The organism is Gilvimarinus sp. F26214L (assembly GCF_054401055.1).
Genome location: NZ_JBTIYG010000002.1, coordinates 279,550 through 292,156, shown reverse-complemented (window position 1 = coordinate 292,156; position 12,607 = coordinate 279,550). Strand labels below are relative to the sequence as shown.

General features: G+C 60.0%; 9 protein-coding genes. 2 read left to right on the top strand and 7 right to left on the bottom strand.

The annotated features are described in order from the left end of the window. Positions 1 to 1,269, top strand: coding sequence for a serine hydroxymethyltransferase (locus ACURWW_RS03570; protein ID WP_445615651.1), 1,269 nt, complete (start codon positions 1 to 3; stop codon positions 1,267 to 1,269). Positions 1,270 to 1,290: 21 nt separating this feature from the next. Here the strand turns inward: ACURWW_RS03570 and ACURWW_RS03565 are convergent, their stop codons facing one another. The 4 genes from ACURWW_RS03565 to ACURWW_RS03550 form a co-directional block, all read right to left on the bottom strand. Then, positions 1,291 to 2,160 (bottom strand): alpha/beta fold hydrolase, encoded by an 870-nt coding sequence (locus tag ACURWW_RS03565; RefSeq protein WP_445615650.1) that lies wholly within the window; start codon positions 2,158 to 2,160, stop codon positions 1,291 to 1,293. Then, positions 2,153 to 3,709: a class I adenylate-forming enzyme family protein gene (locus ACURWW_RS03560; RefSeq protein WP_445615649.1), complete on the bottom strand. Its 1,557-nt coding sequence runs from the start codon at positions 3,707 to 3,709 to the stop codon at positions 2,153 to 2,155. The genes ACURWW_RS03565 and ACURWW_RS03560 overlap by 8 nt, the downstream gene beginning before the upstream one ends. Before the next feature lie 59 nt (positions 3,710 to 3,768). Further along, complete coding sequence (locus tag ACURWW_RS03555) at positions 3,769 to 5,997, bottom strand: TonB-dependent receptor (protein ID WP_445615648.1); 2,229 nt, start codon at positions 5,995 to 5,997, stop codon at positions 3,769 to 3,771. Positions 5,998 to 6,240: 243 nt separating this feature from the next. After that, a complete protein-coding gene (locus tag ACURWW_RS03550) occupies positions 6,241 to 7,701 on the bottom strand; it encodes a sodium:solute symporter family transporter (protein WP_445615647.1) in 1,461 nt (486 codons plus the stop codon). Positions 7,702 to 7,880: 179 nt separating this feature from the next. Here ACURWW_RS03550 and ACURWW_RS03545 point away from each other — a divergent pair, with 179 nt between their 5' ends. After that, the gene (locus tag ACURWW_RS03545; RefSeq protein WP_445615646.1) at positions 7,881 to 8,558 is read left to right on the top strand and encodes a TetR/AcrR family transcriptional regulator; all 678 of its coding nucleotides are present in this window, start codon (positions 7,881 to 7,883) and stop codon (positions 8,556 to 8,558) included. Positions 8,559 to 8,578: 20 nt separating this feature from the next. Here ACURWW_RS03545 and ACURWW_RS03540 read toward each other — a convergent pair whose 3' ends face one another. The 3 genes from ACURWW_RS03540 to ACURWW_RS03530 form a co-directional block, all read right to left on the bottom strand. Continuing rightward, complete coding sequence (locus ACURWW_RS03540) at positions 8,579 to 9,094, bottom strand: FKBP-type peptidyl-prolyl cis-trans isomerase (RefSeq protein ID WP_445615645.1); 516 nt, start codon at positions 9,092 to 9,094, stop codon at positions 8,579 to 8,581. Between the two features lie 72 nt (positions 9,095 to 9,166). Then, the gene (locus tag ACURWW_RS03535; protein WP_445615644.1) at positions 9,167 to 10,501 is read right to left on the bottom strand and encodes a DEAD/DEAH box helicase; all 1,335 of its coding nucleotides are present in this window, start codon (positions 10,499 to 10,501) and stop codon (positions 9,167 to 9,169) included. Between the two features lie 295 nt (positions 10,502 to 10,796). Beyond that, positions 10,797 to 12,566 (bottom strand): redoxin domain-containing protein, encoded by a 1,770-nt coding sequence (locus ACURWW_RS03530; protein ID WP_445615643.1) that lies wholly within the window; start codon positions 12,564 to 12,566, stop codon positions 10,797 to 10,799. Between the last annotated feature and the right edge of the window lie 41 nt (positions 12,567 to 12,607).

Below are 12,607 nucleotides of genomic sequence, written 5' to 3'. Positions count from 1 at the left end.
ATGCACGCACACTTCACGGATTACCTGTCCCGCCTCGAAACCACGGACCCTCATGTCTATCGCGCGCTCCTGGGCGAGCAACAACGCCAGCGCGATGGTATCGAACTGATTCCATCGGAAAATTACACCGACCCGGAAGTGCTGGCCCTGCTCGGTTCTGTGTTTACCAACAAGTACTCGGAAGGCTACCCCGGAAGGCGCTATTACGGGGGGCAGGAGTTCACCGACACCATCGAGAACTTTGCGCGGAACCGCGCCTGTGAGCTGTTCCGCGGCGAGCATGCCAACGTGCAGCCCTTGTCCGGTTCCGCCATGAACCAGGCGGTGTATCTCGCGCTGCTCGAGCCCGGCGACACGATCCTGGCCATGGACCTCTCGCACGGCGGTCACCTGACTCACGGCGCTCCGGTGTCCCACATGGGCAGCCTGTTCCGGTTTATCCGCTACCGGACGGACCCGGCCAGTGGCGCAATCGATTACGAGGGGGTGCGGGAGTTGGCTTTGCAACACAGACCGAAGCTGCTCCTCTGTGGTTACTCCTCGTATCCGGGTGACATGGACTACCGTAAATTCAAAGCAATTGCCGACGAAGCGGGCGCTCTGACCATGGCGGATATATCCCACATTGGTGGTCTGGTGGCAGGGAAGGTAATGCAAAATCCTCTGGACGCAGGCTTTGATGTCATCACTACCACTACGCACAAGTCTCTGCGCGGCCCCCGGGGCGGTTTGATCGTTTGCAAAGAGGAGTTCGGCCCGAGAATCGACAAGTCCGTGTTCCCCGGCTTACAGGGCGGGCCGCACATGAATCAGGTGGCTGCCACAGCGACCACCTTGTTGCTCGCTTCCCGTCCCGCATTCCGGGACTACTGCCAGCAGGTGCTCGACAATGCAAGAGCGCTCGCAAGCGCCCTGGCTGGCACGGGTGCGAAATTGGTAACCGGTGGAACGAAGAACCACCTCATGGTGGTCGACACCATGAGCAGCTTCGGGCTTACGGGGAAGCAGGCGGAGCATCTTCTGAATCTCGTGGGCATCACCACCAACAAGCAGGTCCTCCCGGACGATCCGCTGCCGCCGCTTACCACCAGCGGCATTCGCCTGGGCACGCCGGCGGCAACGACACGGGGTATGGTGGAGGCAGACATGGAGCAGATTGCCGCCTGGATTTGCGAGACACTTCGGTCCGGGGAGGATGAACGCGCACTGGGGACGATTGCCACTAAGGTCCGCTCCTTCTGCCAATCCTTTCCAGTGCCGGGCCTGTAGGTCAACGCCCGTGGGCTGCGCTCATGTTTTCAGGGAGCGCAGCAGCCCATCAATGGCTTCCAGTGCGGGCGGTTCGTTCAGCAGCGGCGCGTGGCCCCGGTTTGGCACCTCCACCCAGTTCAACTTGTCGCGTCGCCGCTGCATTTCCTTTACGCACTCCGCTCCCAACAGCTCGGACAAGGCTCCGCGCAGGACGAGTAGTGGCACATCGGGCAGGGCGTCGTACACCGCCCACAATGCCGCCGGGTCGGGGTCCGCTTCGCTCTGGTTGAAAGGCTCGGCAATGCGTGCATCGTAGTCCAGCACCAGATTGCCCCCCGGCTCTTGTCGGTAGAGATTTTTGGCGAAGTCCAGCCACTGGCGGTCACTCAGGTCGGGCAGCTCTCTGCCATTGACCGCCCTGCACTGATTGACCGCCGCCTCCCAGTCGGCAACCGGCGCGACGTTGCCTACGTAGGACTTGATCCGTTGCAGATCCTGCTTCCGGAGTTCCGGCCCAAAATCGTTGAGGACCAACGCCGCCGGAAGCCGGGGGCGCGCGGCGGCGATGAGCATGGACACGAGCGCGCCCAGCGAGGTGCCCACAAAGACAACGGAGGCCAGTCCAAGCTCGTCGATCAGCCTGTTGACGTCTTCCACGTAGATCCCCGGGTGGTAGTTGGCCGGATTTTCGTCGCGGTCCGAACGGCCCCGACCGCGCAGGTCCACTGCGATTACTCTGAAGCCGGCCTGAAGGTGCACGCAGAGCTGATGAAAATCGGCAGAGTTGCGGGTCAGCCCCGGAATGCAGACGATGGTCGGGTCGGCACCGCTTCGGCTGCCGGAGTAGTCCCGCGCAAACAGCCGCAGACCGTCCGCGCTTCGGTACCAGAGCTCGTTGTACTCACTCATAGATTACATCTTCAAATTCGTTGCGCAGCTCGCGCTTGAGCAGTTTGCCATTGGGGTTGCGCGGAAGTGTCGATGTGAATTTCAGATCCGCTAAACGCTGCTGCTTGCCTAAACGCTGGTTAGCCCAGTCCAGGAGGACCGCCTCCTCCACCGAATGTCCTTCGGTCCGCACCACAAGGGCGAGGGGCGTTTCGCCCCAGCGACGACTTTTCACACCAATAACTGCCGCGTCGTAGACTGCCGGATGGGTGAGCAGCACCGCTTCGATATCCTGCGGATAAATGTTCTGCCCTCCGGAGAGGATCATGTCCTTCTTGCGGTCCACGATGTAGAGGTAGCCTTCCGGGTCCAGGTAGCCGATGTCACCGGAGCGCAGCCAGGCCCTTCCGTCCGGGTCCGTGTATTGGCTGTCCAGGGTGGCTTCGGGGTTTTGGAAGTAGCCCTGCATGGAAATGCGCCCGCGGGAGATGATTTCCCCGCTGGCGTTGGGCGGAAGAAAGCCGCCCCGGTCATCAATAATGGCGATGTCCGTACCCACCAATGGCTTGCCTACCGAGGCCCACCGTCCTTCTGCCGCTTCCGGCTCCAGGGTGGTGATGATCCCTTCCGTCAACCCATACAGCTCAATCACCCCGCAGGGAAACTGTTTGAATATTGTCTGTTTCAATTGCGGATGCAGGGGCGAGCCGCAACACATCATGGCCTGCATCGATCCCAGATTGCGCGGCAGCCTCTCCTGCTCGTCGGCAACACGCTGGTACTGAACCGGCACCATGGCTGTATGGGTAATGCGATCGCTTTCCACAGTATCGAGGAAGGCGGCGGCATCGAAGCGTTGATGGACTACCAGCGTCCCCCCCGAGAGCAATGTGCACAACATCCCCACCCAGGAGATGTTGGAGTAGAGGCCGATGGTCAGGAGCGTTCTAACTGCACCGTGATAGCGAAGCGCGATGGTCAGATCGTAGGCCCAGTCCCGTCGCGCCCGATGTGTGTGCGCAATGCCCTTGGGCATGCCGGTGGTGCCGGAGCTGTAAATAATGTTGAGCAGGTCATCGTCGGCGAGGCCGACCTCCGGCAAGCTCGTCGGGCGGTCGACACACAATTGCTCAATGGTGGTCCAGCCGTCACCAACTCCTTCGCTGATGAACATCGCGGTGGCCGGTGGCATCTGACGGCGCAAAACGTCGATGCGTGCTTGCTGGTCACCGGTCACCACAATGGCTCTCACTTCAGCGTCGTGCATCATTTTCACCAGTGCCTCGTCCGACACCGAGAGGTTGATGGGCACGGACACAGCGCCGGCCGCCATGGTGCCCAGCAGGGCCTGTACCATGGTCGCGCCGTTGGACATGACCACGCCGATGCGGTCGCCCCGTCGAATGCCGTGGGCAATCAAGCCGTGGGCAAAGCGGTGGCTGGCCTCAATCAGTTCAGCCCAGGTCCATTGGACGTCGTTACACACCAGAGCGGGCTGCCGGGCGCGCCACTTACCGTGGAGGGACAGAATTTCCGGCAGCAAGGGTGGGGAGGTCTTCTGAATGTTCATTGACTGCAACCTTAAAAAAAGGGCGACGGCGCCGCCCCAAGCTCGAGGGATGAACGGGATCAGAACTGATAGCCGACCGACAGCATCACGGTGCGTGGGTCGCCATAGAAGGCGGTGACCGTGTCCTCGCCGCCCAGGCCGGGCTCTGTCACGGTTCCGTCGCTGTCAAAGGAAGCCGGAAAGTTGTATCCGGCGATGCGATATTCCTCGTTGCCGAGGTTTTTGCCGTGCAGGCCGAGTAGCCAGTTGCCGCCGGGGGAGGTAAAGACAAGGTCCGCATTCAGAAGTGTGTAGCTGCCTTCATCCAGGGCCGAGGGCACTTCAAAGATGTGCATGCCGTCCCGATAGACTGCTCCAACGCGCCACTCACTCTGCCAACCGGCAATATCGGCGGAGTAACTCAGGCCCAGATTGGCGGTCCATTCCGGAGTGTTGGAGATCACCCATTCATCGGACACATCCACCACCTTGCGCTGAACCGGGTCATAGGTGTCTACCGTTACGAATTCGGCGTCGATGTAGCCGATCATTGCAGTCAGGTTGAGGCGTTCGGTGAGTGCTGCAACTGCCTCCAGTTCCAGGCCTTTCATTTTCGATTCCCCGGCGTTGATCACCTGGGAGACGTATGTCCCGACGCCTACTGCCCGCTGCACCGTGATCTGCATGTCCGTGTAATCGTTGTAGAACAACGCCGCGTTCAATCGCAGGCGGGAATCCAGCAAGGTGGATTTAAGGCCCACTTCATAGCTGTCGACGATTTCCGGGTCGAAAGGTTCGTGAGCGGAAGGATTCAGCGACTGGTCCGCGCGCATGTCGAAACCCCCGGATTTGAAACCGCTGGTGTAAGAGCCATAGGCCATCACATCGTCGTTGAACCTGTATTGAACTCCTACATGGGGTGAGAACTCGGCCCAGTCTTCTTCTCCGCTGAAGTCGGACTGGATGGCTGCTGGCACAGCATACTGGTTGGGAAGTTTGGTTCCCGCAAAGACGTAGCGGTAGACGTCCGCATCCTTCACGTCGTCCGTGTAACGACCGCCTACTGTTACGGACAACGCATTGCTGAAGTCGTAGCTTGCCTGAGCGTAAGCCGAGTAACTTTCCGTGTGGACGCATCCACCGTTTTCCGCAGTGACGCCCACCAAACCCAGCACTACTCCGAAGGCGCCACATGCGTCCCCTTCGAAGTAGTACAGACCGCCCACCATGCTCAGTTGGTCACCGCTGTAGCTGACCTGGAACTCCTGGGTGAACTGCTCATCGTCATAGACCGCCGGAACGTCGAAACTGGGTTCGGCAGTGGCATCAAAGTCGATGGATGTATAGGTATCGCCTTCCCGGCTGGCAGTTATGGATTTTAATTCCAGTGCGTCGTCGATTTGCCAGGCCAAGCGGAGGGAGGCGCCCTGAGTGGTCACTTCGTTGTCGCCCGAGAGACTGATGTCACTGTCATAGACGTCGTTGTAAGGCTGCTGACCGGTTACAAGGCTGGGTGTCAGTCGGTAACCGCCGCGCGGGTTGCCGTTGTCTTCGGTCTTGTCGCCGCTGAGGGTGACCTGCAAATTGTCAGCCGCGTTCCACTGTACTTTCACATGACCGGTGGTTACATCCTTGTTGTAGTTATCGTCGCCGGTGTTGCGAAACTCACCGAAGCCGTCCCGCTTCAGTGTGGCCGCGCCACCTCCGATGAAGAGCTTGTCTTCGATGAGCGGCAACGATCCGGATACGAGAACGTCGCGCTGGTTGTAGCTGCCCGCTCGGCCCGTGAAATGGAAGCTCGGATCATTGCCGAGGGTGCGGGTCTGATACTTCACTGCCCCGCCGATTGTGTTCTTGCCGTACAGCGTTCCCTGCGGTCCGCGCAGCACTTCGACATTCTCCAGGTCCAGGATGTCCAGCACGGCCCCCTGGGGGCGGGCCACGTAAACGTCATCGATGTAGATCCCGACACCCGGCTCGAAGCCCCACAAGGGATCCTGCTGACCGATACCGCGAATGTAAGCGGTCAAGGTGGTATTGGTGCCGCGACTGACTTGCAGGGTTGTATTCGGAACCTGCTGCTGCAGTTCAGTAATGTCGGTTACACCGCGCCGTTCAAGGGCGTCAGCGGTGAACGCGCTGACCGCAACCGGTACGTCCTGCATGTTTTCCGTGCGACGGCGGGCAGTGACGACCACCTCTTCGATGTAGGCGCCGTCAGCCGGTTGGGCGAAGGAGGGAATTGCGCCCAGGGCCGCGAGGCAGGCAACACTGACGCTGAGGTTTGCTTGGATGCTGGTGATCTTCATTTGAGTGTCCTTGTTATTGTTGTCTGCAGAGTCGGAGGTAGCCGGGACTTGGATTTTGCACGCCCAGGTTTTCAACGTTCGTTGAATTTAAAGCAAAGCCTATTCAACGGTTGTTGAACTGTCAATACCATTCGTCGGGCGGAAATGGTTGACGCAGAACAGAGCCCGACCGGCAGGGCTCTGCGGGAACAAGAGTTTCGATGCCACGACACCTTAGGGAACCAACAGGCGAGATGAGTCTGGCTAGCGATTCCGAACCGTTTGCCCAGAGGGAACCGGTTTTCCGAGCAGCCGGGTCAGAGACAATCCCAGAATCGCGTAGGCGGTTGAGGCCAGAATGGCATAGCTGGAAGACACGGCGGGGTTTTCAATACCGTGAATCAGGTTGAGGTACAGATGACCCACCAGGCCAATGGCCGCCGCGCCCGCCACGACCCACAACGGAATTGGATCCCGGATGAGTACTCCGAAGAGGATGGGCACCAGTGAGGCGGCGGCAAGGCCATACACACCCTTCTGGGCGAACAACCCGATCAGGGGCGGTGGATCCCAGGCCAGAGCGGCTCCGGCGACGCCTATACCGAGCAGTACCAGGCGGGAAAACAACAGGGCGCGGTCGGTCCGGCCCGTGAAGGGAATCACGATATCCTTGACCACCATGGCCGAAAGGGACACAAGAATACCGTCCAGTGTACTCATGCCCGCTGCCAGCAGCGCCAGCATGATGACAACCAGCACGTACCCGCCCCACTCGGAACCGGCGAACTCGTGGAGGAGATACTCATTCACCACAGCGTCCTGTGCAGACACATCGACGCCGGCCAGACGCGCGTAAAAACCCATGAACAGCATCAGGGTGAAAACGGTTCCCACCACCACTGTGGTGCCGATAAACGTGCGCACGTCTTTCTGGCTGCGGAGATACAGGACCTTGGTAAGAATATGCGGCTGTAGCATCAGAGCGAAGGTGATGATGAAGCCGCTGGCAAATACCGAGAAAAAGTCGAAGTACAGATCGCTGGCAGGGTTATAGGCGGCCGCGAATTCGGGACCCACCGATCGCAGCGCGGCGAACACGTTCCCGTCGAAGTGTCGAAAACCGTACACAAACAGGAACAGCACCACCCCCAGCATCATGAAGCCCTGCAAGGTGTTGGTGTAGGCGTGGGCGTAGGTTCCGCCCATGATGACGTAGGAGAAGACGAACAGCAGGGTAAGGATCAAAGCGGTTTTTTCGGGAATGGCGAAAAGACTCGCCATCAACATGCTGCAACCGACCAGGATAAGAACAACGAAAGTAATGGAAAGAAGGTTGATGAGCGCGAAAAACAGACTCAAGCCGCGATGCTGGTAGCGGTGATGTATCCACTCCGGAATGGTCGCCGCGCGCCCGCTCTCGCCCAGCCGGAGAAAGCCCCGGGTCAGGATGCAGAATGCGCACAGCACCCCCAGGGGAGCCGCGAGGCCATAATGAATATAGGCGGACAGCCCGTGGGTGTAGACAAAGCCCGGATTGATTACAAAGGTGGAGGTGGATGCGATGGATGCAGCGAGGGTCATTCCCACCAGATAAGGATTCATGTCCTTGTTACCGATCGAGAATCCCTGGATATCGCCGGTGCGGCGCATACCGACCCAGGACAACCAGAAAACCAGCGATACATAGGCCAGGCTCAGACCATACTTGAAGATTTCCGCACCCATTGCTGCTCTCCGGCGTTATTGTTATTGACTCGCTTACGAGTTCCGAGCGGCGCCAGTGTAATTCAACATGTGTTGAATTCGCAAGCGTGGTATCTTACGACACAGTTTTGAAATCGCCGGTGGCATGGCTCGCGTCTGGCTGACGATCGCCGGCAGGTGGGGAATCAACGGGAGTGAGGATGGCGAAGGCCGGGAATACCAGCAAGCGGGACCGGATACTGGACGTGGCGGAAGAGCTCTTCGCCCGGCACGGCTTCGACGGGGTAACCATGCGACAGATCGCCAGTGGGGCCGGGGTGGACGTGGCTCTGGCGAGCTATCACTTCGGAAAAAAACGGGATGTATTCGACGCGGTGTTCATGCGTCGTGCGGACATGCTCAACAGCACCCGCCGGGAGGTCCTTTACTCGAGTCGCGGCAAGGAACAGACTCTGGAGCAGATTATCGAGGCCTTCCTGCTGCCCCTCAAATTAGCCCAGGAAACCGGAGACCCGGGCTGGCGCAATTATCTGGCACTGCTCGCCCATATCATGGCATCCCCGGTGTGGAGCAAGGAGATGATGCCCCACGTTTACGACACACTGGTGGAGGAATTTGTGGAGGCGCTGCGCCAGGTGCTCCCGAACGCGCGGGACGAGGATATTTACTGGAGCTACCATTATCTGTCCGGTGCCCTGGCGCTCACCCTTGCCCAGACCGGCCGCATCGACAAGCTGTCCGGGGGCACCTGCCGCTCCACTGATTTTGAAGCGGCTTATGAACACATGATTCCCTTCATTGCGGCCGGATTCCGTGCGGTCTGCGGCCACAATGAACGGCCAAAGCGAAGCACTGCCCGCCGCAGCAAAAAAGCCTGAATTACGCCTCAGGAACGTTGCTAGTGATGGTGTCCGCCGGGCCCGTGCACATGCCCGTGCGCAATCTCTTCCGCACTCGCGTCGCGAATGCTTTCGATTTTGATCTCGTAGTCCAGCGCAATTCCGGCCAGCGGATGGTTGGTATCCACGTCCACCGTAAATTTGCCGGCCTTGACCACTACCACGTGGCGCGGACCACGCTCCGTCTGCACAGCCACTACGTCCCCCGCGCGCACTTTGGCGTTCTTGCCCGGCAGGTGAAGATGCTTGACGGGGACGCGCTGGACAGAGTTGGGCTGGCGTACGCCGTAAGCCTGCTCGGGAGCCAGCCCCACCTTGAATTCCTCGCCGAGTGCTTTGCCGGTCATGGCGGCTTCCAGGCCGGGGATGATGTTGCGATGGCCGTGCAGATAGGACACCGGCTCCCGCTCGTGGGATGATTCCAGCAGTTCTCCACGCGTGCCATCGTCTTCCTGGCGGTACATCCGGTAGTGGAAGGCCACAACCTTGTCCTTGCCGATCACTTCTTCACTCATTCTCGTGCCATCCTCCTCGGAGAAGCCGGTCGAAGGACCGGCAAAACGGCGATTTTAACAGGACCCCGGGGCTCAGGAACGCCGGCCAGAGGCTTGGCGCCGCTGCCCCGGCGCAGCCTGGGAACGTCGGTTGCGCCGCGAGTCGGCTCCCTGACCGGGGCGCGATTGGGAGGTTCGCGGCTTGGCGGGCCGGCCCGGATTTGCTCGACGCGCTTTGGGTTGCTGACCCCCCTTGCCGGGCCTGCGCTCCAGATCCGTGGGCGGCAGGCGGAATTCAGGCTCAAAGCCGGATACGGCGTGGCGGGGGAGCTGGCGCTTGAGCAAGCGCTCGATTGCGTGCAGCAGGTTGCGCTCATCTTCCGACACAAAGGAGATTGCCTCGCCGGAGTTCCCGGCTCGTCCGGTCCGCCCGATTCGATGCACATAGTCCTCCGCCACCATGGGCAGATCGTAGTTCACTACGTACGGCAGGTGATCGATATCCAGGCCGCGAGCGGCCACGTCGGTGGCCACCAGCACTCTGGCCTTGCCGTTTTTGAAATCCGCCAAAGCCCGGTTGCGTGCGCCCTGGGCCTTATCCCCGTGGATGGCCGTGGCACTCAGCCCATCCGTATTCAGTTGCCGGGAGAGGCGATCAGCGCCGCGTTTTGTGCGGGTAAACACCAGCACCTGGCGCCAGTTGCCGGAACCGATGAGCTCGGACAAAAGCGCGCGTTTGCGCGGCCCTTCCACCGGGTGCACTCGCTGGGTTACCGTTTCCGCCGCCGTGTTGCGACGGGCCACTTCGATGCTGATGGGTGATTGCAGCAGGTTGTCGGCGAGTTTCTTGATTTCCGGCGAATAGGTGGCGGAGAAGAACAGGGTCTGGCGCTGCTCGGGCAGCAGGCGAACGATGCGACGGATTGCGGGTATAAAACCCATGTCCAGCATACGGTCTGCTTCATCAAGCACGAACATTTCCACGGTGGAAAGATCGATCTCACGCTGATCCACCAGGTCCAGCAACCGGCCCGGGCAGGCCACAACGATATCCACCCCGCGACGCAGCTTGTTGATTTGGGGGCCGATCTTCACGCCGCCGAAGACGGCGGTGGAGAACAGGCGGCTGTACTTGCCGTAGGCCCGCACACTGGCCTCGACCTGGCTGGCCAGTTCGCGGGTGGGGGTCAGAATCAGGGCGCGCACCGGCCGGAACTTGCTGCCTTGGGGTGTCTGGCTCAGTCGCTGGAGCAGGGGCAAGGTGAAGCCCGCTGTCTTGCCGGTCCCTGTCTGAGCGCCAGCGAGGACATCACGGCCTTCCAGTACGGCGGGGATGGCCTGGGCCTGAACAGGGGTTGCTTCCGTGTAGCCTTGTTCCCGGACAGCACGCAGCAGATCGGCCGAAAGGCCGAGACTTTCAAATGACATAGATTTTCTCGATTGTGGACCGGCCAAACAAAGTGACGCAGCGAGTGCGGCAATCGTCGGTCAAGGCAGGAAGGATAAAAGAGGACTAAACAGAGAGGACTACAGACGAGTCAGGGCAATGGTCAGTCAGGCGCAGACCGAGTGCGCGAGCTGCGGCACTATAACAGAAAGCAGCCCCATTCACAGCGCCAATTGCGAATTACGCCCGAACCCAACGAGGCGTCCCCATGGCCCCCCCAAAAAGAAAGCCCCGGCCAATGGCCGGGGCTTTCGGGTGCGGAATCAAATGCCGCAGTCAGTCGCGTGCTCCCACGCTGATGCCGGAGGACATGTCGCCCGGCCGGGGGTTGGCGTAGCGGTACTTGATGTTGCCAAACAGCATCTCGTCAAAGCTCTGCTCGCCCCAGGGTACCTCACGAGTCGGGTCCGGGTTCGCAGGGTTCTGCGCGGAGTTGTCCCAGCTCTGGTTGTAAACGATCACGGTACCGGCCGGCAGCATCTTGGGCTCTTCCAGATGGTAGGTGGTTTGCCAGTTGAAGTCATAGTTGGGTACTGACAGCAGGGTCTCTTCCTTGCCATCCGGGTAACGTGCCACGTAGGTGGCCGCCTTGCCGCGGAAATGAGCGTGCGGCAGCAGGCTGTAGACCAGGATGTCCCGCTCCAGCGGACGGGTTTCTTTTTTCTCCCAATGCTCTTTGGTGTGTGGCGGGATCTTGATCTGGGTATTCAGCATCGTGATCGCGCTCAGCGGATACTTGGGCTTTTCCTTGTGCAGGTAAATACCCATGCGCGACTTGTCCGTTACCGCCTTACCAAAGGTGGTGTAGTGCATCTGGAAATTGAAAACCGCACCCTTGGGCAGGAAGATACCGGTACCCTCGGGGAATTCCTCACCGGGGTTGCCGGGAACATAACCGCCCAGACCGCCCATCAGCTGGAAGCCACCGGGCGCCTTGTCGTTGGGCACACCGAAAGTGGTAATCACGTGGTGGAGCGCTTGCCGGGAACCGGGCTGGATCTCAACAGCGCGAACCCAGGCGTCTTCCGGCAGCGGGTTTTTGGCGCGGGGATTCAGATAATCGATGATTCCGGTAGCCGGTACATCGTAGGCGGGGATTTCCACCACAACGTCAGGCTCACCCAGCTCCCATTCGGGCCAGTCGCCTTCGTAGTTGGCCAGGGTGTCAGGACCGTCCCCGCGGGGAGCGCCCGCTTCGATCCAGTGGACCAGCGTTTTGACCTGCTCGGCGCTCAGGCTGCGGTCGTTGGAGAATTCGCCGATGTGCGGGTCAGCGTGCCAGGGCGGCATGCGCTTGGTGCGAACAACTTCGCGGATCATCGGCGCGAAGCCCTTGATCATGTTGTAGTCGTTCATGGCAAACGGACCGATGCCGCCATCACGGTGACAGTCGACACACTTGTCGATCAGAATGGGGGCGATGTCCTCGGAGTAGGAGATCTGCTTGTGTTCCGCGCGACGCTCCTTCTCCGGCAGTGCAACCAGACAGCCCTTGGCGTCGGTCTGCGCAACTTTGATCTTCTTGTCCGCCAGGACAGCATCCAGGGCGTCGGCCACGTAATTGTTGGAAGCCTTCTGCTTCTGGGTCTCGTATCCCAGACGGTCATCGAGGGAACCACGGTACACCACTTTCCAGGTATCGGGGTCGATGACAAAGGTGTCGGCGGTGCGCTCCACGTCGAGGGACTCGGCGATGAGTTGCGTCTCGTCCACGAGGATGGGCGCTTCGATGCCGAACTCGGCCGCTTCCTTGGCGATGCTGTCGCGATTGTCCTGCAGATTAGCGTTGAGCATCAGGAAGGCGACTCCCTTGTCCTCGTACTCGCTCTGCAGATCGTTGAAGGTGTGATTGGCGTTGCGGACAATCGGGCAGCCATTGCCCTGAACCATGATGACCACGGCTTCCTTGTCCGACATATAGTAGAGTTCGTGCATCTTGCCCTTGTGGTCGAGCAACTTGAAGTTGTCGACCTTGTCGCCTGGCATGACTGCCAGTGACGGGGCAGCAAGGGCCGCCATGGTCAGTAAGCTTGCAATTCGTTTCATTGTACAACCCTCATCGTCCAGCTAGTGTCGTTCTTGTGGTG

What these genes read in the sequence shown, in the direction of transcription:
- ACURWW_RS03545 (WP_445615646.1), top strand. Translation starts at nt 7,881, where the DNA reads ATGGCGAAGGCCGGGAATACCAGCAAGCGGGACCGGATACTGGACGTG.
- ACURWW_RS03565 (WP_445615650.1), bottom strand. Translation starts at nt 2,160, where the DNA reads ATGAGTGAGTACAACGAGCTCTGGTACCGAAGCGCGGACGGTCTGCGG.
- ACURWW_RS03560 (WP_445615649.1), bottom strand. Translation starts at nt 3,709, where the DNA reads ATGAACATTCAGAAGACCTCCCCACCCTTGCTGCCGGAAATTCTGTCC.
- ACURWW_RS03555 (WP_445615648.1), bottom strand. Translation starts at nt 5,997, where the DNA reads ATGAAGATCACCAGCATCCAAGCAAACCTCAGCGTCAGTGTTGCCTGC.
- ACURWW_RS03535 (WP_445615644.1), bottom strand. Translation starts at nt 10,501, where the DNA reads ATGTCATTTGAAAGTCTCGGCCTTTCGGCCGATCTGCTGCGTGCTGTC.
- ACURWW_RS03540 (WP_445615645.1), bottom strand. Translation starts at nt 9,094, where the DNA reads ATGAGTGAAGAAGTGATCGGCAAGGACAAGGTTGTGGCCTTCCACTAC.
- ACURWW_RS03530 (WP_445615643.1), bottom strand. Translation starts at nt 12,566, where the DNA reads ATGAAACGAATTGCAAGCTTACTGACCATGGCGGCCCTTGCTGCCCCG.
- ACURWW_RS03550 (WP_445615647.1), bottom strand. Translation starts at nt 7,701, where the DNA reads ATGGGTGCGGAAATCTTCAAGTATGGTCTGAGCCTGGCCTATGTATCG.
- ACURWW_RS03570 (WP_445615651.1), top strand. Translation starts at nt 1, where the DNA reads ATGCACGCACACTTCACGGATTACCTGTCCCGCCTCGAAACCACGGAC.